This is a genomic window from Bifidobacterium sp. ESL0704, from assembly GCF_029392075.1.
Lineage (GTDB): Bacteria > Actinomycetota > Actinomycetes > Actinomycetales > Bifidobacteriaceae > Bifidobacterium.
This window is the reverse complement of the sequence record NZ_CP113929.1, coordinates 1,679,758-1,703,679: the sequence shown is the minus strand read 5'-3', so window position 1 is coordinate 1,703,679 and position 23,922 is coordinate 1,679,758. Positions and strand designations below refer to the sequence as shown.

Below are 23,922 nucleotides of genomic sequence, written 5' to 3'. Positions count from 1 at the left end.
TGTCTGATGTGGGGTGTGGAAGAATTCTTCCACACCCCACATTTTCATATTTTCTTCAGATATGTTTTTACAAAGTTAAAGATAATCTCGTCATTTTATTGCTCTTGGTGACACCAAGAACCCCATTTTTTGAAGATTAGGTCTTGATTTGCTGATTAAAGGCCATCTTGGTGCACCAAGACGCTGGTTTTTTGAAGATTGCGACTCGATTCTTAATAAAAAGGGTAACTTGGTGGCACCAACATGATGAAATCTTGAGGAATTGTTTGTAATGACCGTTTAGGATGTCCCCGAGATGATGTTTGCTACCATTACGTCAGATTAATTTGCCTACTCAAGAATTGGATACGGGATTAAACCCGCAACAGAGGTGATGGTATTGGAGAGGAACGTCGATGAGAATGATTGACGGGCGTCGTCGTAAGATTTGGGCTTTAGCGACGGTTTTCCTGCTGGGCGGTGTCGTCGGCGTGAGCTCCGGGCTGCTCGGCGTCATGCTCAGTGGCGTCGAACGGCTGATGCTCGGATACGTCGAGAACCCTCTTGATCCAAGCCCTTATCAGGTTGTGCCGTGGCGGCGCGTCGCCTCGGTCGTGGCCGGATCTGTGTTCGCCGCATTCGTCTGGTGGCTGTTGCGCGCCAGGACCACCAAGGTGCCGTCGGTCAAGAAGGCCGTCGCGGGTGAGCGTATGCCGGCTTGGCAGACCACGGTGCATGTGCTGCTTCAGATTTTCATTGTCGGCGCCGGTTCGTCGGTCGGCCGCGAGGTGGCCCCACGCGAGTTCGGGGCGATGCTGGGTCAACGCTTCTCCGGTCTTTTTCATTTGGACGCAAAGGACCGGACGATGGTCGTGGGCTGTGCGGCCGCAGCCGGACTTGCCGGAGTCTATGATGCTCCGCTCGCCGGCGCGTTCTTTGCCATTGAGATTCTTTTGGCCGATGTCGGCATCGAGACCGTCGGCATGGCTCTGGGCACTTCGGTGGTTTCGGCCTATGTCGCCTCTTTGATTCGCGGACGTGACACGTTCTACGGCATGGCCGCGATGGGCAAGACTGTGGTGCCGACATGGACACTGTCTCTCTTTGCTGTGCTCGCCGGTGTGGTCTGCGGCTTTGCCGGAGCGATGTTTCGCAAGGGCTCGCAGTGGGCCGAAGGAAACAAACCCAAAGGTGCGGGCATTCTCTGGATGATGCCGTTGGCCGCTCTGGCGACGGGTGTCGTTGCGATATGGCTGCCGCAGATCATGGGCAACGGTCGCTCGGTGGCACAGTATGCTTTTGCCGCTGTGGCAGGCAAGGCCGGCAGTCTGATACCGGTTCTGCTGGCCTTGTTGGTCGCGAAAGCCGTGCTGACGCTGGGTACCATCCGTGCAGGTGCATCCGGTGGCGTCTTGCAACCTGGTATCTCTCTGGGCGCCACCCTCGGTGCGTTGCTTGGTTTCGCATGGATATTGATCAGTCCGCATGACACGATCACCGCATGCGCTCTCGTGGGGGCTACCGCGCTGTTGGCGGCGTCTCAACAGGCTCCGCTGATGGCGATGTGTCTGGTGATGGAGCTGACCCGTGCGCCGATGGCGTTTTTCGTGCCGGTGGGTATCGGCGTCGCGGTCTCGGCATTGGTTTCCAAGACCTTCCTGGACGCCCTGAAACACCGTGTTTCCAGCGCTGAGCGCAAAACGAGAAGAAGTGTCGTATAAGTGCGGGTAATATCGTTAACGGTAATAAACACGTGAATATCAAGGAGATACGGTGGCAGGATTGCTGACATCAATGCCGTCGATGGATGAGGGGGATTCGGCCCCCGCCATGACGGATCCGATTTTCAATAGGTTGCTCAAGGAACGCATCATCTGGCTTGGCGACGAGGTCAAGGATTCCAATGCCAACGTCATTTGCGCACAGATGCTGATGCTTGCGGCCGAGGATCCGAAGAAGGATATCTGGCTCTACATCAACTCGCCCGGCGGCTCGGTCACCGCGGGCATGGCCATCTACGACACCATGCAGTTGATTGAACCCGACGTGGCCACCGTGGCCGTCGGCATGGCGGCTTCCATGGCCCAGTTCCTGCTTTCCAGCGGTACTAAAGGCAAGCGTTTCGCTACCAGCCATACGCGTATCCTGATGCATCAGCCTTCGGGTGGTATCGGCGGCACGGCCACCGACGTACGCATCAACGCCGAGCTGATCATGGATATGAAGAAGACCATGTCGCAGCTCACCGCCGACCAGACCGGCCATACGCTGGAAGAGATCTACCGCGATAATGAATACGACCACTGGTTCACCGCCCAGCAGGCGTTGGATTACGGATTCTTCGACAAGATCGTGACCACGCCGGGCAGCATGCGTACGGCGAAGGCAGGGGAGTGAACAATATGGCAAGTGAAGAAGCGAAGTTCGTGGCTCGTGCCGAGCGACTCGCCGGCCCTCGTGGTGTGGCCGGGTTTGCCCCGCAGAACCGTTATGTGATGCCGCAGTTCAGCGAGAAGACGCCGTATGGCATGAAGACTCAGGACGCGTACAGCCGTCTTTTTGAGGATCGCATCATCTTCATGGGCGTGCAGGTCGACGACACCTCGGCCGATGACATCATGGCACAGCTGCTCGTTCTGGAAAGCCAGGATCCGAACCGCGACGTGATGATGTACATCAATTCGCCCGGTGGTTCGATGACCGCGATGACGGCCATCTACGACACTATGCAATACATTAAGCCGGACGTGCAGACCGTCTGCCTCGGGCAGGCCGCGTCCGCCGCAGCCGTCATTCTTGCCGCCGGCACCAAGGGCAAGCGCCTGATGCTGCCCAACGCGCGTGTGCTCATTCATCAGCCTGCCATCGATCAGGGCGCCGGCAAGGCCACCGAGATCGAGATTCAGGCCAAGGAGATGCTGCGTATGCGTGAATGGCTTGAGAACACGCTGGCCAAACACACCGGCCAGTCCGCCGAGCGCATCCGCAAAGACATCGAGGTCGATACCTTCTTGACGGCACCGGAGGCCAAGGAATACGGCATGGTCGACGAGGTGCTCACCAATCGTAAGTAGCGCCATGGTGCGATTCGTCGTGTAGGTTGACGTAAAAACAGGAACGGTACCCCTTGCGTTCGCGCGTGAGGGGTATCGTCGTAACTGGTATCGCTGCCGTTGAAGAGAGCGGTGGCAGACGGCTCTGCATCTGGATAAAGCCGAATGAAGCGTGCGTGACGCGGTAAGGAGAAGGCATGGGCGACGTAGTGGATTACAACGACTCCGTCCCGCGCTGCGGATTCTGTGGCAAAAGCGAGCGACAGGTACGTAAGCTCGTCACCGGTCAGGGCGCGGCGATCTGCGACGAGTGCATCGCCCAATGTGTCGAGCTCATCAACGACGACAACGACCAGGACGTCAAGATCAACGCGCTGAACCTTCCCAAGCCCTCCGAGATCTATGCCTATCTCGACCAGTACGTGGTCGGCCAGCCGCAGGCCAAGCGCACCCTTTCCGTGGCCGTCTACAACCATTACAAACGTGTCAACATGGAGATGGGCGAGGGCGCTCATGGTTCCGGGGCCGGCATGGGTATGGCCGCTGCCGCATCGGGCGCGTCACGGAAATCCGGAGCCGCCGGAGCCGCCAAGGCAAGTGCCGACAGACGTTCCGGCAAGCAGGGGGCCGATTCGCTTGCGGACGTGCAGGTGGCCAAATCCAATATCCTTCTGCTCGGGCCGACCGGTGTCGGCAAAACCTACCTGGCTCAGACGCTTGCACGGGTGATGAACGTACCGTTCGTCATCGTCGATGCCACCACCCTGACCGAGGCCGGCTATATCGGCGATGACGTGGAAAGCGTGCTGCAGCGTCTGTTGCAGGCCGCCGACGGCGATGTGGACCGCGCCCAGCACGGCATCGTCTATATCGACGAAATTGACAAGATCGCCCGCAAAAGCGGCGAAAACGCCTCGCTCACCCGCGACGTGAGCGGTGAAGGCGTGCAGCAGGCGTTGCTCAAGATTTTGGAAGGCACTATCGCCTCGGTGCCGTTGGAAGGCGAGGGCACGCGCAAGCACCGCGACCAGAACACCGTCAAGATGGACACGCGCGACATTCTCTTCATCTGCGGCGGCGCGTTCGTCGGTCTCGACGCCATCGTGCGCAAGAGGCTCGGGGCGCGTGAAAGCGGATTCACCGCGACCTTCGACGAGAGGGACGAAAGCAGGGCGGATCTGTTGCGGCAGGTCGACGCGGACGATCTGGGTGATTTCGGTCTGTTGCCGGAATTCATCGGGCGTCTGCCGGTGGTCAGCGTGCTCGACGAACTCACCGAGCAGAACCTGCGTGACATTCTCGTGCGTCCGGCCAATGCCTTGATCAAGCAGTACCGCAAGCTCTTCGCCGTCGACGGCGTCAGGCTGACGTTTACTGACCAGGCCGTTGCCGCCATCGCGGCCAAGGCCATCAGGGAAGGAACCGGCGCCCGCGGACTGCGTTCGATCATCGAGAAGACGTTGGAGGAGACGATGTTCCAGCTGCCGGAGATGAACGATGTGGAACAGGTCATCGTCGACGAGACGGCGGTCAGTGGTGAGGACGTGCCGAAGATGGTGGCCGCGGACGATGGCAAGCGTGAGCGTTTGCGTCTGGGCAAGATTCGGGCGCTTGGGTAGTGCCGTGCCGTCTCGTCGTGGCTTACGTCGCTTGAACGGATGGCAGGCATCGCTCCGGCGATGACGAACGACTTTGACGCGACACGCCATACTTGCGCGAATCGGCAACCTACGTTATATTAGATGAGTTGTCAAAAACAAGGTTCTTGACACTGCGCACGTAGCCCAATGGATTAGAGCAGCTGACTACGGATCAGCAGGTTACAGGTTCGAATCCTGCCGTGCGCACAGATTACATCCGCGGAATCGAAAGGTTCTGCGGATTTTTTGTTTTCAGAGCAGATGCTGCGAATCAGTGGGAAAGCTGCAGTTGAGCCCTGTAATGATGTTTTCTCCTCAGCGAGGGTGTAAGACTACGAAACGACAATGATAACTATTGGACATAGTCGTTGAATATGGCTGATCTACATGCTTTCCGGTATCCTTGAAAGCACGAAGACGTGTGCTGTGAGCGAAGGATGGACGAGAATGAACGAGGATGTGTCGGCTGCGGCTTATACTTCGGCTTTTGTTGGCGATACAACGCCGGTGGCGGTGTCGATACGGGGGCTGACGAAACGCTTCGGCGACAAAACCGCCGTCAACAACCTTTCGCTGGATATTCCCGTCGGTTCGTTTTACGGGTTGGTCGGACCCAACGGGGCGGGCAAGACTACAACGCTCAACATGGTCACCGGGCTTCTGGTGCCCGACGGCGGCGCGATCAGTGTGCTCGGGGCCGACGTGTGGAGCGATGTCAACCGTGCCAAACGTTCCATCGGTGTGATGCCGCAGGCTGACCAGATCTTCAATCGGCTTACCGGCCGGCAACTTCTGGTCTATTCGGGCATGTTGCGGGGAATGAAGCGTGCCGAAGTCGCCAAGCGTGCCGACGACCTGCTGCGTGCCTTTGACTTGGCCGAAGCGGGGGACAAGATGGTTTCGGATTATTCGGCCGGCATGACCAAGAAGATCTGCCTCGGGACGGCGATGATTGCCAGCCCACGAATCCTCGTGCTCGACGAGCCGTTCGAATCCGTCGATCCCGTTTCCAGCGCGAATCTGAAGGACGTGTTGGCCGAATACGCAGCCACAGGCGGCACGGTCATCATCTCCTCGCACGTCATGGCGCTGGTCGAGAAGATGTGCACGCACGTCGCCGTCATCGACCATGGGCGGGTTCGAGCGGCTGGTACGGTTGCGCAGGTCGCGGCTGGGGAAGATCTCGAAGACCGATTCCTCGACTTGGTTGGCGGGCGCCATAGCGCTGCGCATCTCGATTGGCTCAACGGCGGCGGCAATGGTGCTGCGGCCAATTCGGCTGGTAGGTTTGGTCCGACCAAACCTACCGGTATGAATAATGCTGGCACCTCGTCTAGTTTTAATCCAATAAGTCCTAAGCCGGTGGGTTCTCCCAACCCGGTCGGTCTCAACCCGGTGATTCCTAACCCGGGCAGTCCCCGCCCAGCCGGTCTCAACCCGGTGAGTTCTCTCAACCCGGTCGGTCTTAACCCAGCCGCTTCCGGTACGGTCGATTCCAACCCGGAGGCGTGAACGATGGCTGAAATTGCAACCATAGTGCGTCTGAAGTGGGCGTTGATGTGGGCGACGATGCGCAAATCGGTCTGGCAGGCGGTGAATTTCGCCTTGACTATCTTCATCGGTCTGGCGGTTATCGTCGGTGTCGGCTCCTTTGCCTGGGTGTTCGGCCCTGATCCGCATATGCCGAACGGTGTCGCTCAAGTTGACGGGATGCGTTTCGGCATGGTGCTTTTGGGCACTGTCCTGACCCTTCTGGTGCTGATGGTTCAGATGATGCTGGTTGGGGGCGGAGCCGCGATGAGCGCCAAACGTTTCGCACTGTTCGGTATCGAAGACAAAACGTTGCAGACCGGCCTTATCGCCGCCAGCCTTGCCGGAATCCCGGCGATTGTGGGCATGATTTCGCTTATCGAATGGGCGATGGCCTACCGCAGGCTCGGCGCGGGAGTGGTCGTAGCGGCGGTCGTGGCAGCTCCTCTGGCCATCCTCACCATCTGCATGCTCGGCCGTATGGTCAATTCGCTGCTCGACACCTTGGTACGCACCAAACACGGCCAAACGGTGCTCTATATTGTCGTATTCCTGATTTTCCTGGCGATTATGGAGATACCCGCGATGCTCGGCGGCGCAGTGAGCGGAAGCCTGCTGGAGGACGGAAGCGCTAAAATCGTCGCTGCTTCCGATACGCAGATTGCCGGGGCGATGAGCTCGATATCCGGCGTGGTAATGGCTCTTTCCTTCACACCTCTGGCTGCGGCCTTTGCTCTGCCGCTCGATGTGGCGAGCGGATCCTGGGGCGCTTTGCTCATTCGTTTGCTGGTGCTTGTGGTGACGTGGGTGCTCTGCTTCGCCATCGGCCTGTGGTGCCTTAAATGCGAGCGGCTGATGGCCGGCAGCGAGGAGAACCATGCCGCCAAGGTCAAGGGTATCGGGGCGTTCGGCTGGATGCCGGATTCGCCGTCGGGAGCCGTGTCGGCGCGTCTGGTCACGTATTTCAAGCATGACCCCCGTCAGTTCATGTTCCTGCTCATGCCGCTGCTCTTTGCCGTCATCATGTTGCTGGCTGCCCGCGGAGAGGCTCTTGCCGCCTTCCCTGCGCTTATCCTGGCCGGACTGTTCATGAATTTCGTGGAAAGCAATGGCCTCGCCTACGACGGCCAAGGCTTCACCATGCAGGTGTTGGCAGGGCTCAAGGGCCGCGACGACAGACGTGGCCGGGTGCGTGTGTATGCGGTCTTTTCGCTGGTTTATCTGGCTGTGATTGCGCTGGTTTTGATGATTTTCACCGGAGCGTGGCGGAGGGCGGAAGGCTGGCAGCAGTTGTTCGTTTTCTTTGGACTCGGTGTCGCGTTTGCCTTCGCGGGTCTCGGGGTCGCCGAGGTGATGTCGTGCATGGCGATCTATCCGGTGCCTTCAATCGAAAAGCCGTTCTCTACGCCGCAGGGCCGTGCGCTGGCGCAATTCGTGATGCCCCTGCTGTATATGCTATCGGTGGTTGTGTTGGTGCTGCCCAGCGGCCTGGTGGCATTGCTCCCGTTTGCAGATGGCTGGCCCTTCTGGATTCTGGGCGTTTCCGCCATCGCCGACGGGGTGGTGGTGCTGATGATCGGCACGTGGCTGGGTGGCAGGGTGCTTGACAAACGCCAGCTGAAAGTATTGGCCACACTCGATGACATGGCTTCCTTGCAGCAGTAGTTCCGGCATTTTGACAGCCGACTATATAACGAACCGTCCAGCTGGGCGAGCAGTCGGACGGTTCGTTGCAGTGGGTGAGGCCAATCAACAATCAGCGTGAAACACCGATATTCCCATGGTTGGAACCGAGGTTTTCAACGTCACCTGTTCTGACAGGCGTTGAAGCGGAATTCCCTTTGGTATCCGGCTCGAAATAGGCGCTGGCCTTGATGTCCCCGGACTTGCCGGAATCGTCCTTGCCGTTCTCGCCGATGGCGGGGCAGGTTTTCTGCGCCCCGTTGACCACATCGACGCGGCATTGGAAGTTGGCCTTGGCCTCTTCTTCCCACTGGTCATCCATTTTGGCGATGTCGTCGTTGGCCGCATCGACCTTGCTCTTGAGCTTCTGCTTCGACGCCTGTGACGCCTCGCCGCCACCGTTGCGATAATAGGCGCAGCCGGAATTGCCGCAGAACGGCGTCTGGCCTTGGTTGGTTCCGATCCAGATGGGGATGATGCGGTCCTTTGACTGGTCCGTCGGATCGGCCATGGTCGTCACGTTGGAGGGAGCGACGTCGTTGAGCGCGGAATTCTTTTGCGCGATGATGAGTATCTCCTGCACGCTCGGCGATTCCTCGTTGTATTGGTAGGCGCCTCCCTGCACCAGTTGGGCCTCGGTGGACGGGATGTCACCATAGCTCATGCACTGGCTTTCATATCCCCCGCATTCCTGCAACGTATACGGAGGGGTGGTGCCGGCAAACGCGTTTTGCGGGGTGAGCTGGCCGTTGGTGATGGTCATCCACGCGCCGCCCGGATTAGTCCAGGTGCCGTTGAGGCTGGAATAATCGCCGCGTTTGATTTGTATCATATCGATGCCGCTGTTGGCGGCCTCTTGGTCGTTCGCCTTCTTCTGTTTTTCGGCGGCGGTCACTTCGCGTTCGATCGGCTTGAGGACGTCATCGGCGTCGGCTTTGGAATCGACCAGTTTTTTGGCGATATTACTCATGTCTTTTGAGCTGTTGCTGACTTTGCTGGCAAGGTCGTTCAAGGATTGTGTGGCCTGCTTCAGGTCTCTGGTGGAAGCGCTGGACGTATCGGCGATGGTATCGTTTGCCTTGATTGTGGACAGCTTTTTGGAGGCTTCCAGCTTCTTCTGGTAGTCGCCCAGCAGGTCGGGATTCTTGACCTGACCTTTATGAATGTCTTTGGTGTCGCTGTTCGCCTGCTTGATGGCGGCCTTCAGATCCGATTTGACATCGGCAAGATGATTGACGGCCTTGCCGTACTGTGAGACCGCGGCATCGTGGGAATTCGAGGAATAATAATAGAAACCGCCTGCACCGGCGGCTGCCAGCACGACCACTATGGCTGCGATGATGACGATCATGGTGGTTCTGCTTTTGTGGGGTTTGGCAGGCATCGCACCGCCGTTTTGCTGGGGCTGCATGCCACCGGGCAGCGGGACATTGACCGGGATGGGCGGGATGCTGCTGGTCGGTGCGTTGTATATCCCGTTATTGGCCTGCGGCGGGTATGCCGCATTCGCGCCAGGCTGGTTCCAAGGCTGATTACCACTCATTTGGCGTCCCTTCCTGCTTCAATGACAGTATTGAAGGCTTCTCCTGCTTAGGACAATAGCATATGGTGGGAATCATATTTGTCTTGCGTTCTGGAGAGATTGAAGCGGGATTCGGCAATAAGGGACGGCAGGCATCATGATGACGAATGAAACGGGAAAATCTTACGGCATTGACGGCGGCACTACGGGCGGCGACACTGACGACAGCGGTCTGATCGGGACTCAACGCGGTGTGGCACAGACGGCTGATCGGATAGAAGACGTGCGCTCATGGGAGACGCATCGTAGCGGCTCGGTGCTGATGCGCGGGTCGATGATTCCCGCCCAGACCCCGGACCAGGCCTTGCTTGCATTTCCCGGCGAAGAAAGCGGCAATGCCGATACGGACGGCAACGCTTCTGCGGCTGAAGACGATGCAGCCTTGTCGGGGCGGTCGGCCGGGAATGCTGCAAAAGCTGCGGAAAATGCGACAAAATCCCGCGACGGCAAGGATTGGCGACATGGCGACCCTTGGCGCGTGCTGCGCATCCAATCGGAATTCGTTGAGGGCTTCGACGCGCTTGCCGATCTGGGCAGGGCATTGTGCGTGTTCGGTTCGGCACGCGTCAAAGAGAACGAGCCGGAATACCGTCAGGCCATGCGCATGGGCGAACTGGCGGCGCAAAGCGGCATCGCGGTCATTACCGGCGGCGGGCCGGGCATCATGGAGGCCGCGAATCGAGGGGCCGCCGAGGCCGGTGGTGTTTCGGTCGGGCTCGGCATCGAACTGCCGCACGAAGAAGGGCTCAACCAGTGGGTGAACCTCGGAATGGACTTCCGCTATTTCTTCGTACGCAAGATGATGTTCGTCAAGTACTCGTCGGCGTTGATCGTCTGCCCTGGCGGATTCGGGACTTTGGATGAGATGTTCGAGATTCTGACGCTGGTGCAGACTGGCAAGACCTCACCCAAGCCGGTGGTGCTTTTCGACACGCAGTATTGGAAGGGACTGTTCGATTGGGTTCGGGGCCCGATGCTCGATCGCGGGCTCATTTCAGAAGACGATCTGAACAAGGTCCAGTTCACCGATGACCCCGAAGAGGCGGTGCGGCTGGCGATCGGCGGTATGACGAAGTAGGCGGAATCCTTTTAGCGTTTTACGGCAATCAGCATGCCGGTTCCCGTCGGTGTGAGCGTTTGTTCGAAACGGTCGTCGTCTTCGACTTTGCTCAGCAGCGTGCGCATGGCGTTCGGCTTGTCGCCATCGGGGTAGGCAAGGCCGGACATGTCCGTGAAGATGATACGGCCCCCGGTTTTCAACAGGTTCGCCGCTTCGACGAATGAGGGCTCATAGTTGGAGGCCACACCGGAGACGACGATGAGATCGTAGGTTCCGGCGTTGAGGCGAGGCAGGAACACTGCCGGAGAAGTGTTGACGGCGCGAAGGGTGGTGCGGTTTTCGGCAGCGTCCGAGATGTCGTCGAACAGGCTGCGGATCATCGTGATGCCGCGGGCGGAGGAGTCGACGGCCGTCAGTTGTCCGGCACCGCCCAGTCCTTCCACCAGCTGTAGGGCCTCGACGATCGAACCGGTGCCGACGCTGATGATGGAGGTCGCGTTGAGCGACCGGGTGATGAAACGCAGCAGATCGGCCTGTGCGGCGGAACCTTGTGGGAGCTTGGCTGTTTCAGCGTCGGCGCGGGCCTTGCGCAGCACGTCGTTTTCCTCTTCCAGCGCATGGGTTTCCGCGAATTGCCAAACCTTGGCCATGTTGGTGTATGTTGTCTTGTTCATCTTCCGTCCTGCAATTCTGCTGTCCAAAGCGCCTATAGCGTCATCGATTACCGGTTTTATGATACGGCCAGCAATCGCCAAAGCGGAATCCCGGTGAGACGGGAAGGGGATGGGTTATCGGTTCTGCCGGCTTTTGACACGTTCGGTGAGTTGCCACATCTCTTCGCCGACGTCGATGCCGCGAGGGCATTCACGGCTGCAGGCACGCACGGATTGGCAGGCGGTGATGCCGTCGGCGGTGGCGATGGCATCGAGACGTTGGTCGGTCGCGTTGTCTCGTGAATCGTTGATGAATCGGGAGTCGGCGATCAGTGCCGCGGGGCCGATGAACGCCTCGCCGCCGGCGTAGACCGGGCAGCTGCCTTCGCATATCCCGCAGGATATGCAGTTGCTCAATAGTTCATAACGCTTGAGTTCTTCGGGCTTTTGCAGGTATTCGAACATGTCGATCTGGCCGTCTGTGGTGGTGGCCAGCTTGCCGTCGGCTTTCAAGTACGGTTCGAGTTTCCTGATTTGGTTCATCATCTGGTCGATGTCGACGATGAGATCGCGTAGCACAGGGAATCCGGGCAACGGGGCGATTTCGATGAGAGCCGGGTTCGGGGCAGCGTTCTCGTTTTCTGTGGAACTGTTCAAAGCGTCGGGGTTGCGTGAATCGCCTGCATTGAGACTCGCTCGTGGCTGGTCGTCCTCGTCGGAAGTCTGCTCAGGAGTCTGCTCGGAAGCGTTGTGACCGATGGTATCTCTGGCGGTTTGTTGCGTGGTTCCGGTCGGGCGGAACCCGTCGACCGCCGTATTGTTCGTTGCAGGCTGGTTGGATTGCGGTTTGGCATAGTCCTCGACCTTGGCGGTGCAGAGCAATGTCGGCGTGCCGTTGATGGATACCGCATCGGAACCGCAGATGCCGTGGCCGCACGAATAGCGGAAGGCCAGTGTCGGATCGATGGTGCGTTTGATGTCGAGCAGGCAATCAAGTACGGTCTGCCCAGGCTGTGCCTCGAAGTCGTAATCCTGGCTGAAATGTTTGCCGCGAATGCGACGGCGTGACGGGGATGAACCGAATGGACTGCCTGTACGGGCTTTGCCGCCGAAAGGACTGGAGGAGTGGCGCCGGGCGTGCCCTCGTTCTGGCATCGGCGTGAATCGTTGGATTCGAATGGTCACATTCATGCCATGCATTGCATCTTCACTCATTGCTATTGCCTTCGTTATGTGCTTCCCTGTCAGTCTGCCACGAACCGTGGCCTGTATGGTGCCTGCTCGTTGAGGGGCTGTCGATTGGTTCTGACTCTATTAGTATGCGCGTGATTTCGGCGGCATATCAACGATATGTACCGGCTGCCAGCTGACTGTTCCGTCGGCGGCGGCCATGGAATGCGTCAGGAAATGCTCGTCATCGCGTTTCGGAAAATCGGTACGGGCGAACGCTCCGCGCGACTCACGCCTTTCGACCGAGGCGTTGAGCATCGCCTGGGCCAGTTCGATGAGATTGCGGACCTCCCATATCGCTGTGAGTTCCTGGTTGAAGGCCGTGGTCTGCGAATGGGTGTGCAGGCTTTTGGCCCGGGGAAGCAGCTTTTCGTTGATGGTCTGCTGCGCTTTGGCGATACTGTCGGCATCGCATCGTACGGCGAGTGCATGTTCCATCGTCGTGCCGAGATCGGCCAGCAGCTGGTAGGGGTTGTCCCTGCCGGCACCAGATACGTCATCATGACTGTTGGTCGCGGCAGATGAAGGGGTTTCGTCGCTGGCTTGCCGCGCACATACAGCCGCGTCTTCGACTTTTCCGGCGGTTTCTGCAGGAGAATTGTCATCGCTGGACGATGCCAACAAGGTCTTGATCGTGGCTTGCCGCTTGTCTGCTGCTGCCTGTGCGGCATCCCGGTTTTTGTTGTCATAGGATTGATTGTCGCTGCTCCCAGCGTCGCCCTGCTCGCCACTGATGGAACGGGCGATGGATTCGCCGGCGCGGGTACCGAAGAGACAGGCGTCGAGCAGACTGTTGCCGCCCAGTCGGTTCGCGCCATGCACGCTGACGCAGGAGCATTCGCCGGCCGCGTAGAGCCCGCGCACGATCTGACGGTTGCCGTCCTGCCAACGATAGACCTCGCCGTCGGTGGTGATGGGGATGCCGCCCATAGTGTAATGCGCGGTGGGTTTGACGGGTACCCAATCCTTGCTCGGGTCAAGGCCTGCGTAATCGCGGATGGTCTCAATCACCTGCGGAAGGACCTCCAGCATATGAGCCTTGTCAATGCCGGTCATATCGAGCCACACACAGTCCTTGGGTCCGTTCGGCTCCTTGGGGTCGGCCACGCCGCGTCCGGCGTCGACTTCGGCCATGATGGAACGGCTGACCACGTCGCGCGCCGCCAAATCCTTGTGTTCCGGGGCATACCGGGCCATGAATGCCTCGCCGTCGGCGTTGCGAAGGATGCCTCCCTCGCCTCGTGAGGCTTCGGAAAGAAGGATGCCGGTGTGCGCCAGTCCGGTGGGGTGGAACTGCACGAACTCGCAATCCTCGAGTTGCAGCCCGGCCTTGAGCGCCAACGCCATGCCGTCGCCGGTCAGATCCCAGGAGTTCGAGGTTGTGTGGAACAGCCGTCCGGCGCCGCCGGTCGCCATCAGGATGTTACGGGAGGCGATGGCATGGGTCTTGCCGGTGTGGGTGTCGAATGCGACCACGCCGCAAGCCCTGTCGCGTCTGTCGTTCAAGACCAGGTCGGTGACGTACCATTCCTCCGCGAACTGCACTCCTGCGCCGATGCACTGCTGCCACAGGGCGTAGAGAATTTGGTGGCCGATGCGGTCGGCCGCATACGCCGCGCGCCTCACGGGCGCCTTGCCGTAGTTTTTGGTGTGCCCGCCGAATTTGCGTTGGGCGATATGCCCGTCCGCCGTGCGCGAGAACGCCACGCCGCTGCGTTCAAGATTGACGACCGTCTGCGGAGCGTATTGCGCCAGTATCTTTGCCGCGTCCTGGTCGACCAGCCAATCGCCGCCCTTGACGGTGTCGTAATAATGCCAATGCCAGTCATCGTGTTCGACATTGCCGAGGCTGGCCGCGATGCCGCCTTCAGCTGAACCGGTATGCGAGCGAAGGGCCTGCAGTTTCGAGATCACCAGAAGTTTCGGGCGACGGCCTTCGGCGCTCATCTCCTTGATTTTCTCGGTTCTTAAGATTCCCAGTGCCGCAGACAATCCGGCCGCCCCCGCACCGATGATCACCGCGTCGTATATGTCTTCAACTTGCTCTGGACTCATACCCCCGATTATGGCACAAGGCCAGCAAGAGCGTATGCAGGAACGTGGTAGGTGAGCTCTTCCCGTTGTTGGGTGGGCGTTTGTACCATGGGGGATATGAGTGGAGCATTCAATGCACGTGTCTACGATGTCGTCCGGAAAATTCCCGAAGGCAAGGTGGCCACGTACGGCCAGGTGGCGGCGCTCGCGGGCAATCCGCGCAACGCGAGGTTTGTGGGTTACGCGCTGCATTGCAACCCTGAGCCTGGCGTGATTCCGTGCCACCGCGTCGTTTTCCGTGACGGTTCGTTGGCCCCGGGATTTGCGTTCGGCGGCCCCGACCGCCAGCGGGCGTTGCTTGAGGATGAAGGCGTGTCATTTCTGCCTCCCGCGCCCAAGCATGAAAACGCCGGTGAAGAGGGTTGGGTGGTCGATCTCAAGCGTTGCCAATGGCAATGCTGAAGCGGCCGATCCCATGCTGTTGGGTTTGGGCTTCATACTGGTTCCTTCGTGGTTGTTGCGAGGTGGCAGCCATCTCGGCACTATTCGTGTCGAGATCGGTTCGTAGCTGGTTGTAGCTTTCAAGTTGGTTGCTCTATCCGCTGGGCTGAGGCGATGAACAACTATCTTGGTGATGTCCATATCGTGGTCGGCTCGTCGTGGCTTTGAGCTGTTTGCGTTTTCCAATAGATGCCCTGGACTGATAATTAGCAGCGGATTGTTTATCAGATTATGCTGACGACGATTGGTCATGAGCTATGGGCCTTGTTGCGTTTGCCGGAGATAATGCGGACAGTGCCGGATTGAAGCCGGACGATGCCGTACAGTTCCATCTCCCCGAGTGCGCTTTCCAGTTTGCCGATATCCCATTGCCGGGTCTGTGTCGTGGGCCGGTTCGCACGGTTTTGTGTGGTTGACCGGCTTTTGCCTGTAGGTCGGGGAGTATTGAGCGTCGCCAGAATGGCCTCGTGCGTGGCCGCCACGCCTTGCCTGCTGCAACGCCGTATGGCTGTCAGCACTTCCTGTTGCACGGCGGTGGGTTCGGACGCCTTCGATGATGAATCCGTGACGGTGCCGTTCGACGTGGCGTTTCCCGTTGTGTCGTTTCCCTTAGAAAGTTGCGAGATATCGGTGGTGCCTGGCAAGGGGGCTGATGCAATAAGCGGTGTTGTGTCGCTATCGCGATGGTGGAGTGGACGTTGGGGTTTGCAGCTGTATTCATCGCTTTCCTCCATAGGGTCGGTGGGCGGATTTGTCGTCGTTGATGTCGATGGGTTGTCTGTGATTTCAATGTTCGGCGAAGATGACTGGTCGCTGAGAGGCGTTGTTTGTGGAGCGTGGCCTTCGTGGCAGATGTCTTCGATGGCATTGACCGAGGTGAGGATGATGGCCCGCTGATCGCGGATCAGCCAATTGCATCCCGTATTGCCGGGGATGTTGATATTGCCCGGAGCCGCATAGACCTGGCGTCCCAATTCCGCTGCCCAATTGGCCGTATTCAATGCTCCCGATCGGCTGCGCGCCTGCGCGACGACGACGGAGGAGGCCAGGGCCGCGATGATGCGGTTGCGCAAAAGGAACCGTCTCGCCTCAGGGATGGTGTCTGGGCAAAGCTCACTGACGAGTGCGCCGCCGTTGGCTTTGATACGCTCGAACAAGGGCTGGTTGCGTTCGGGGCCGATATGGTTGAGTCCTCCGGCGAACACCGCTACGGTCCGTCCGCTTTGCTCTTCGCCGATGCCGCTCATGGTGTCGAGTGCGCCCCAATGTGCTGCGGCATCGATGCCGAACGCCCCTCCGGAAACCACGAGATGCCCTTGCTCCGCGGCTTTTTTGGCCACGGTTTTGGCCACGTATCGTCCGTAATCGTCGGCGCCTCGTGAGCCGACGACGGCCAACGGTTGCGGGCAGCTCGTCAACGCCGCCGGGTCGCCGATGCCCCATAGGCACAACGGTGAGGCCCAGTCTTTTCTGATGGAGAGGTCATCGAGCTGAGTCGGCCAGAAGGGGCTGGCCGGTCCGATGATCCATTGCGATCCGGTCGCCGTGAAGTAGTCTTTGAGTTCTTTTTCGTCGCCTGAAGGCAGTTGGCGCAGCCGTTCTCGCCACCGTTCCAGTCCGTGATGGAACGAGGCCATGCCTCGCGCGTTGACTTTTCTGCCCCATTTGGCCGTTCCTGCGGCGAAAACCTCGTCGAGCCGGTTGCGGTTGGCCGTGCCTCCTTGTTCGTCGGCGATCAGGCGTAAAGCGGTGGTGGCGTCGCCGGCACCTTTGATGGTGGCAAAGAGCAGGGCGTCGGCGCTGTCGATGCAGAAGGTCAGGATGGCCCGTGCCAAGGTGTCGTCATCGATGGACGGTAGCCGAGTCGTGGAGGATGCCAATGCGGTGTCGTTCATTATGACTCCTTCGTTCGTAGGGCGATACCCTGCATCATCTCTTCGCGGCCTGGTGTCGTTTTGCCGCCCAGGTCTGCGAGAGTCCATGCCAATCTCAGCGTTCGGTCGGCTCCGCGCAGGCTCAGCCGTTCGTTTTTCAACGCTTGGTCGATGAGGACGAGAGCGGCCTTCGAGGTGTTCGCACGCAGCCATGTTCCGGAGGCCTGCGCGTTGCAGGTCCAGTGATAGGCGGCGAAGCGCTCCTGTGCGGCGCGTCGGGCGTCGGTGACCTTGTGCCGCATCTGTTCGCTGGTGGTCTGCGGCTGCGAGCTTTGTGCCATCAGGTGTTCCACCGGAGGCACTTCGACTTGGATGTCGATGCGGTCGAGGATGGGCCCGGAAAGTCTGGAAAAATAGCGGATACGGTCCTTTTCCTTGCAGGTGCAGCGCGAGCCGTCACCATACCCATAACCGCACGGGCAAGGGTTGGCGGCCATGATGAGCTGGAAATTGGCGGGGTAGTAGGTCGTTCCTTTGGAACGTGAAAGCGCCACGTATCCGCTTTCCAGAGGCTCGCGCAGGGTCTGCAGCGAACGAGGGGAGAATTCCGGCGCCTCATCCATGAACAGCACTCCGCGATGAGCCCGAGTGATGGCTCCCGGGGTGGCGATGCCGGATCCGCCGCCGACCAGCGACGCCGTGGAAGCGGTGTGATGCGGGGCTTCGAACGGCGGCACATCGCTGATGCCATAATTCGGCAGGGTTCCGCACAACGAACGTATCGATGCCACTTCAAGCTGTTCCTGCTCGTTGAGCGGACACATGATGCCCGGCATACGTGAGGCGAGCATGGTCTTGCCTGAGCCGGGTGGCCCGGTCATCAGCAGATGATGACCGCCGGCGGCGGCCACTTCAAGTGCCCATTTCGTGCGTTCCTGCCCTATGACTTCGGCCATGTCGCCGACGGGCGGAGTGAGGCTCGATTCATCCTCGTTGGCTGTTTGACCGGCGGGGATGCTGGTTTCGCAGATTCGGTATTTCGCCTCGCCCCCCATCAGTTCAATGAGCTCGCCTAGATGGCGAATGCCGGTCACGTCGAGTCCTTCGACCAGTTCGGCTTCCTCGACATTGCGCTGCGGCACGATGATCTGGTCGATGCCGTGGTCCCGGGCGTAAAGGGCGATTGGCAGAACACCTTTGACCGGGAGCACCGAACCGTCGAGATTGAGTTCGCCGAGCACTATGGTGTCCGCCAGGCAATCGTGGGGAATGACGCCGGCCGCACTCAGCACGGAAACGGCGATGGCCGTGTCGTGCGACGAGCCGCGTTTGGGTAGGGAGGCCGGTGAGAGGTTGACCGTCACCCGGGTCTCGGGCCAACTGAATCCGCTGGCTTGGCAGGCGGACTTCACCCGTTCGCGTGCTTCGCTCAGCGAGGCATCCGGCAGGCCGATGATTGAGAAATACGGCAGTCCCGGTGAGATGAAGGCCTGCATTTGGATGGCGTTGGCTTTCAGCCCCACCAATCCGACCGACATTGCCGTCCCGATGGCCATCAGAACGCCCCCGGTATGTGTTGGATTCTCGGTCTGTTGCCTTGCAGCAGGATCGACATGGCGTCGAAGCGGATGCCGGTTCTCCGTATCGACTTGCCGGGCCCTGCCAGCCACAGGGCCGCCGCGTGGTGGAGGTTGGCCTGTTTGTGCGGGGTAATGGCCTCCTGTGGGGTGCCGTAACGTTGCGTTCGTCGGGTTTTCACCTCGACGAACACCACGATATGGTCCGGGGTCATCATGATGATGTCCAACTCGCCGAAGCGGGTGCTCCAGTTTCTGGTCAGTACGTGCCAGCCGAGCTGCGTCAGCCATGCCGCCGCATACTGTTCGCCGATGGCGCCCAGTTGCTTGGACGAAAGGTCGGGCATAGCCAGTTGCTCTTCGAGCTGTGCCAGCAGACCTTCTGACGGTATGTCGTCAAGGTCGGCGGCACCGCCGAAACAGGTGACGGATTGAGGTCGTTGTGTTGCTGAAATATTTGTGTCCATGTATTTCAGTGTTGCATGGTTCGCGTTTTTAGCGTGTAAAAAACGGGCACGGTGGTCGAATGATAGGCCTTTTCATTTTTCTCGGCGTTTCTGTGGGTAACTTCACGATGACGTAATGCGATTGTGACTAACGTTGTGGACGATTTCGGGAGCGTGTGCGTAAGTCGTGGTGTCGGTGGTGGACAGTGTTGCCGCTGGTCGCGTCAGTGGTGGAAAACCTTGTGCAGGAAGCCGAAAGTATTCACCAATGTATTCACACCAAGAAACTGTGCGTATGCTTTATTGGCTGTCATCGTTGATGGTTGCTGTGCTTGGTATGAGCTAAGAAGCAATATAAAAATTCCCTTGTTCAACGGCGCAAATATAGATGCCGATAAGCAGGGGAACGATGATTCCAGACCGGTGCCGTACCGCGGATTTCAAAACAACGATAACAAAGAAACTGCGGGACGGCGATCGTCAATCAAAACTGATGATGAACCCTTCAGCCGACGAGCCCGGTGAGCTCATCCAGATCAAGTTCGAAGCTCACGCCGCGATTCTCGAAATCGGGCTGGTTGCGGGTGGACTCCATGGCGTGACGCACGAATTCGCCGGCCACCTGAGCCGACTCGCCAAGCGTCTTGCCGGCCATCACCGCGCCGCACAACGCCGAGGCGAAGGCGTCGCCGGTGCCGTGGATCATGTAGGGCAGCTTGTCGTGGGCGAGTTCGACGCGTGCCGAAGCCCCGGTGCTGGCGCTGCCCACGAAATTGCGCAGCTTGCCGTCGCCGCGGTCGATGCCCTTCAATACGACGTTCTTCGCTCCCATATCAAGCAGTGCGCCGACCCAATCGGTCGCCTCATCATCGTCGAGGTTCTGGCCCGGGTAGTCGCGTTTGGTGAGGATGGATGCCTCGGTGAGGTTCGGCATCAGCACGTCGGCGCCGTCCGCCAGCGTCTTGACGGCATCGCACATCTCGGTGGAATAAGTCGGGTACATTTGCCCACCGTCGCCCATCACGGGGTCGACCAGCCGCAGCGCCTTCGGATATTCGCGGTACAGGCGCTTGATGAGGTCCACTTGCTCGGCCGAACCGAGGAAGCCGGAATAGATGCCGTCAAGATCGACGTTGACCTTCTGCCAGGCGTCGAGATAGTCGGAAAGAATATCGGTGGTGTCGTGGAAGGTGTAGACCGGGAACTTGGTGTGTGCCGAAAACAGGGCCGTCGGCACCGGGCACACGTCGCAGCCGCACGCCGAAAGAATCGGGATCGCGGCGGTCAGCGAACATTTGCCGTAGCCGCACATATCGTGCACGGCAGCCACGCGGGGGATGTATTTGGGGTCGCGCTCATAGAGCGTCGTATCTTCTTGCATTTCATGACCTTTCAGAAAGTCTATGAATAATATCGGCGTCCGTCGCGGGCGGGATTGCCCGCGACGTCGCTGGTAACGACTCTAGCCGTGCCGAGGACAGACCCGCTTGCTCTGTCCGCCAGATGACGAACCGGGGAGAAGTTCATCGGGCAAGAATAAGGGAATCCTGGCTTTGTGTCATTCGCCGTGTGCTTTCGTTGTTAGGTTTTGCGCGATGATGGCTCAATTTTCCTGAATCGAGGTATCTTGGTGCCGCCAAGTCGCCCGAAATCGGTAAATTGCTATCGATTTCATGAAAAATAGGTGGTCTTGGTGCACCAAGATACCCGAATCCGGAGGATTTGGTATCAATTCTGCGAAAAATGAGGGTCTTGGTGCTACCAAGATGATTGCCAAACTGAGAATTTGGCATCGATGGTGTCTGCGGCAGGTGCGGGGTGGGGTAGGGCATGGCCATCCACGATTGGCAGTAGTCGGTTTTGGTTTATTTATCGCATGAAAATGGCGGAATTCCTAAGAGTTTCAAGGCGTTATAGATTACCGGGATAGCGTCGCGCTTGCCGTGCGTGTTCTGCCGGTTTACGCTCAAACTTGGGATAACCATATTGTGCATTCGCGTATATCAAAGGAGCCGTTATGAGCGACGAGACCGCACCGAAGAAGTATCATTTCGAGACACTGCAGCTGCATGTAGGCCAGGAGGAGGCCGACCCCGCCACCGATGCGCGCGCGGTGCCGATCTACGCCACCACCAGCTACGTTTTCCATGATTTCGACCATGCCGAGGCGCGCTTCGCGCTTGAGGATCCGGGCAATATCTATGGGCGCCTGACCAATTCGACCGAGGATGTCTTCGAACGTCGCATGGCCGCGCTCGAAGGCGGCACTGCGGCGCTTGCACTGGCCAGCGGGGCGGCTGCGGTCGAAGCGGCGCTGCGCAACATCACGCAGACCGGCGATCACATCGTCTCCTCCTCGCACATCTACGGCGGCACCTTCAACCTGATGCGCCACACCCTGCCGCGCGACGGCATCACCACCACCTTCGTCGACCCGGCCGACCCGCAGAACTTCGAAGACGCAATTCAGGACAACACGAAGCTCGTCTACTTCGAGACCTTCGGCAACCCAAACGCCGACCTGCCTGATTTCGAGGCCATCTCCAAGATCGCGCATGCCCATCACCTTCCCGTCTTCGTCGACAACACCTTCGCCACCCCGTATCTCTTCCGCCCACTCGAGCATGGCGCGGACATCGTGGTGGAATCGGCTACCAAGTTCATCGGCGGACATGGCACGACCTTGGGCGGCCTGATCGTCGAGGGCGGCCACTTCAACTGGGCCGAGGTGCCGGGCAAATTCCCGACACTTACCGAGCCGGACCCCTCCTATCACGGCATGAACTTCTACGAGGCGCTGGGCTCCACGGCCTTCGTCACCCGCGCCCGCGCCATCTTCCTGCGCGACACCGGCGCCTGCATCAGCCCGTTCGCCGCGTGGCTGTTGCTGCAGGGCACCGAGACGCTGTCGCTGCGCGTCGAGCGTCACGTTCAGAACGCGCTCAAAGTGGTCGAATACCTGCGCACCGTCCCCGAGGTCGAATCTGTCTCGCATCCTTCGATCCCCGGCCGCATCGACCATGAGCTCTACGAGAAGTACTTCCCGAACGGAGCCGGCTCGATCTTCACCTTCGACATCAAAGGCGGCAAGGACGCGGCACGCGTGTTCATCAACAATCTGCATCTGTTCAGCCTGCTGGCCAATGTCGCCGACGTCAAGAGCCTTGTGGTCCATCCGGCCTCCACCACCCACGCCCAGGAGACGCGCGAGGAGCTGGAGAGCCAAGGCATCCACCCAGGCACCATTCGCCTGTCGATCGGCACCGAATACATCGATGACATCCTCGACGATCTGAGGGGTGGCTTCGAGGCGGTTCGTGCCTCCGGCTTGGCCAAATAATTTCGCGTACGTATCAACAAGGCCCGTCTGCCGCCCACATTCCGAATAGTTTTCGATTTGTGCCCGGTAGGCGGGTTTGTTTTTGCAGTCTGGTGGATTACTTTCTGCAAACTACCTCGCTGCTGGTAAACGGCATCTGCGGGTCTGTTATGTGCGGTTTTCCAGCACTATGTTCGTCGTTTCGTATGTTATTGCTGGTGAACGGACTTTGCTTGCCGGTTATGTGCGGTTTTCCGGCACGAATGTGGGTTTGGCCAATTCGGAGGGGGGGAAATCATTCTCAAGGATGAGGTATGGATTTTCTGGTATTGCGCGGGGCTATGAAAAATTCATTCCTGCGCACGATGGGGGATGCGGGCGGATTCTTTTAGAATCTGAGGTATCAGACAAGCAGTGACCTCAACAAAGGAGTCCACATGAACCCCAACAACTTCTACGGCGGCAATGCCGGCAACGATTTTCGCGGAATTATCAACTCGAACGCGGGCGGCAATGGCAACGTGAACACGAACGCGGGCAATCTCGGAGCCGACGCCAATAACGGCGCTGCGGCGCCCTCTTTCATTGCGCCGCAAACCGTGCAGCATCCGCAACAGTCAACATCTTTCCAGCCTCAGCAGTTCCCACAGCAGGGCTCGCAGTCTTATCCTCCGCGGTATCAGCAGCAGGCGCAGTCACAGCCGCAGCAGCAATTCCAGCAGGTACCTGTGCAGTCTCCGCTGCCGTCTGCGGCGCAATCCCAAACACAGCCGCGGCAGTCGGTGCAGCAGATGCAGGCTCAGCCCCAGCAGCGCAAGGAATTCGCGGTCGAAGCCATCGACCTGGTCAAGGACTACGGCAAGGGCGAGAACGTGGTGCACGCGTTGCGCAATGTCAACGTCGGTTTCGAAAAGGGCAAGTTCACCGCCATCATGGGCCCCTCCGGTTCCGGCAAATCGACGATGATGCACACGCTCGCAGGCCTTGATTCGGTGACCAGCGGTCGCGTCATCTTAGGCGGCCAAGACATCACCAAGATGAACGACAACCAGCTCACCATGCTGCGTCGCAACGAGATCGGCTTCATCTTCCAAAGCTTCAACCTGTTGCCGATGTTCACCGCTGAGCAGAACATCGTGATGCCCCTGACGCTGGCCGGTGACAAGGTCGACAGGAAATGGTTCGACACGTTGGTCGAAACCCTCGGTTTGACACAACGTCTTAAGCACCGTCCGAACGAGCTTTCCGGCGGTCAGCAGCAGCGTGTCGCAATCGCCCGTGCGCTGATCTCCAAGCCGCAGGTGGTCTTCGCCGACGAACCGACCGGCAACCTCGATTCTGTTTCCAGCGCCGAGGTCCTGAGCTTCCTCAAGCGCAGCGTGCGCGAGTTCGGGCAGACCGTGGTCATGGTCACCCATGACGCGGTGGCCGCCTCCTATGCCGACCGCGCCATCGTCTTTGCCGACGGTCGCATCGTCGCCGACGTTGAGCACCCGACCGCCGAGCACATGAGCGAGTTGCTGATGGAGGAAAGCGAACGCGCCGCCCGGCAGGGTGCGGCTCCCACGATGAGCCAGTTGATGGATGGCAAGCCGAAGCACGCGCAAGTCGCCAGGTGAATCCGGAGAGTTGGCGTCGTTGAGTTTTGTATGGTCTTTTGGATTCGTTTCGATATCATGACGTCCTCGTCAAATGGCGGTAATCATGGCCGCAACATATTCAAGCAACGATTAAACCACAATCGAAACGCAGCGAACGTCC

Annotated in this window: 18 protein-coding genes and 1 tRNA gene; 11 read left to right on the top strand and 8 right to left on the bottom strand. The window is 59.1% G+C overall.

Annotated features, from left to right (window positions below; translation table 11 throughout):
* Window positions 1-395: 395 nt before the first annotated feature.
* From OZX64_RS06135 to OZX64_RS06105, 7 genes are all read left to right on the top strand, one after another.
* A complete protein-coding gene (locus tag OZX64_RS06135) occupies window positions 396-1,700 on the top strand; it encodes a chloride channel protein (RefSeq protein WP_277172074.1) in 1,305 nt (434 codons plus the stop codon).
* Window positions 1,701-1,752: 52 nt separating this feature from the next.
* Window positions 1,753-2,376 (top strand): ATP-dependent Clp protease proteolytic subunit, encoded by a 624-nt coding sequence (locus tag OZX64_RS06130; RefSeq protein ID WP_277157099.1) that lies wholly within the window; start codon window positions 1,753-1,755, stop codon window positions 2,374-2,376.
* Window positions 2,377-2,381: 5 nt separating this feature from the next.
* Complete coding sequence (locus OZX64_RS06125; protein WP_277157100.1) at window positions 2,382-3,053, top strand: ATP-dependent Clp protease proteolytic subunit; 672 nt, start codon at window positions 2,382-2,384, stop codon at window positions 3,051-3,053.
* 176 nt (window positions 3,054-3,229) lie between these two features.
* Complete coding sequence (gene clpX, locus OZX64_RS06120; RefSeq protein ID WP_277172072.1) at window positions 3,230-4,651, top strand: ATP-dependent Clp protease ATP-binding subunit ClpX; 1,422 nt, start codon at window positions 3,230-3,232, stop codon at window positions 4,649-4,651.
* A gap of 154 nt (window positions 4,652-4,805) precedes the next feature.
* Window positions 4,806-4,879 (top strand) — tRNA-Arg (locus tag OZX64_RS06115).
* 252 nt (window positions 4,880-5,131) lie between these two features.
* On the top strand, window positions 5,132-6,184 hold the full coding sequence (locus OZX64_RS06110) for an ABC transporter ATP-binding protein (protein WP_277175001.1): 1,053 nt from the start codon (window positions 5,132-5,134) through the stop codon (window positions 6,182-6,184).
* A 3-nt stretch (window positions 6,185-6,187) separates the two neighbouring features.
* Window positions 6,188-7,867, top strand: a complete 1,680-nt coding sequence (locus tag OZX64_RS06105; protein ID WP_277172070.1) for an ABC transporter permease — start codon at window positions 6,188-6,190, stop codon at window positions 7,865-7,867.
* Between the two features lie 91 nt (window positions 7,868-7,958).
* On the opposite strand, the gene OZX64_RS06100 is transcribed toward OZX64_RS06105, so the two are convergent.
* On the bottom strand, window positions 7,959-9,428 hold the full coding sequence (locus OZX64_RS06100) for a DUF6287 domain-containing protein (protein WP_277172067.1): 1,470 nt from the start codon (window positions 9,426-9,428) through the stop codon (window positions 7,959-7,961).
* A 136-nt stretch (window positions 9,429-9,564) separates the two neighbouring features.
* Here OZX64_RS06100 and OZX64_RS06095 point away from each other — a divergent pair, with 136 nt between their 5' ends.
* A complete protein-coding gene (locus OZX64_RS06095) occupies window positions 9,565-10,545 on the top strand; it encodes a TIGR00730 family Rossman fold protein (RefSeq protein WP_277172066.1) in 981 nt (326 codons plus the stop codon).
* Between the two features lie 11 nt (window positions 10,546-10,556).
* On the opposite strand, the gene OZX64_RS06090 is transcribed toward OZX64_RS06095, so the two are convergent.
* From OZX64_RS06090 to OZX64_RS06080, 3 genes are all read right to left on the bottom strand, one after another.
* Entirely contained in the window at window positions 10,557-11,201 is a 645-nt protein-coding gene (locus tag OZX64_RS06090) for a methyltransferase (protein WP_277172064.1), read from the bottom strand.
* A 114-nt stretch (window positions 11,202-11,315) separates the two neighbouring features.
* The gene (locus OZX64_RS06085) at window positions 11,316-12,395 is read right to left on the bottom strand and encodes a 2Fe-2S iron-sulfur cluster-binding protein (protein WP_277172062.1); all 1,080 of its coding nucleotides are present in this window, start codon (window positions 12,393-12,395) and stop codon (window positions 11,316-11,318) included.
* Window positions 12,396-12,494: 99 nt separating this feature from the next.
* A complete protein-coding gene (locus OZX64_RS06080) occupies window positions 12,495-14,465 on the bottom strand; it encodes an FAD-binding protein (protein WP_277172060.1) in 1,971 nt (656 codons plus the stop codon).
* A gap of 96 nt (window positions 14,466-14,561) precedes the next feature.
* Here OZX64_RS06080 and OZX64_RS06075 point away from each other — a divergent pair, with 96 nt between their 5' ends.
* Complete coding sequence (locus tag OZX64_RS06075; protein WP_277172058.1) at window positions 14,562-14,906, top strand: MGMT family protein; 345 nt, start codon at window positions 14,562-14,564, stop codon at window positions 14,904-14,906.
* Window positions 14,907-15,193: 287 nt separating this feature from the next.
* Here OZX64_RS06075 and OZX64_RS06070 read toward each other — a convergent pair whose 3' ends face one another.
* The 4 genes from OZX64_RS06070 to OZX64_RS06055 form a co-directional block, all read right to left on the bottom strand.
* Window positions 15,194-16,840 carry a DNA-processing protein DprA gene (locus OZX64_RS06070; RefSeq protein WP_277172056.1) on the bottom strand — a complete coding sequence of 549 codons (1,647 nt, stop codon included), beginning with the start codon at window positions 16,838-16,840 and terminating at the stop codon, window positions 15,194-15,196.
* Window positions 16,840-18,375, bottom strand: a complete 1,536-nt coding sequence (locus OZX64_RS06065) for a YifB family Mg chelatase-like AAA ATPase (protein ID WP_277172054.1) — start codon at window positions 18,373-18,375, stop codon at window positions 16,840-16,842. Before OZX64_RS06065 ends, OZX64_RS06070 begins: the two co-directional genes overlap by 1 nt.
* The gene (locus tag OZX64_RS06060) at window positions 18,375-18,863 is read right to left on the bottom strand and encodes a YraN family protein (RefSeq protein ID WP_277172052.1); all 489 of its coding nucleotides are present in this window, start codon (window positions 18,861-18,863) and stop codon (window positions 18,375-18,377) included. Before OZX64_RS06060 ends, OZX64_RS06065 begins: the two co-directional genes overlap by 1 nt.
* A gap of 484 nt (window positions 18,864-19,347) precedes the next feature.
* Window positions 19,348-20,223 carry a pyridoxamine kinase gene (locus tag OZX64_RS06055; RefSeq protein WP_277172050.1) on the bottom strand — a complete coding sequence of 292 codons (876 nt, stop codon included), beginning with the start codon at window positions 20,221-20,223 and terminating at the stop codon, window positions 19,348-19,350.
* A gap of 636 nt (window positions 20,224-20,859) precedes the next feature.
* Here OZX64_RS06055 and OZX64_RS06050 point away from each other — a divergent pair.
* Both OZX64_RS06050 and OZX64_RS06045 read left to right on the top strand, forming a co-directional pair.
* Window positions 20,860-22,182, top strand: coding sequence for an O-acetylhomoserine aminocarboxypropyltransferase/cysteine synthase family protein (locus tag OZX64_RS06050; RefSeq protein WP_277157119.1), 1,323 nt, complete (start codon window positions 20,860-20,862; stop codon window positions 22,180-22,182).
* A gap of 770 nt (window positions 22,183-22,952) precedes the next feature.
* Window positions 22,953-23,780, top strand: coding sequence for an ABC transporter ATP-binding protein (locus OZX64_RS06045; protein ID WP_277174999.1), 828 nt, complete (start codon window positions 22,953-22,955; stop codon window positions 23,778-23,780).
* Window positions 23,781-23,922 lie beyond the last annotated feature (142 nt).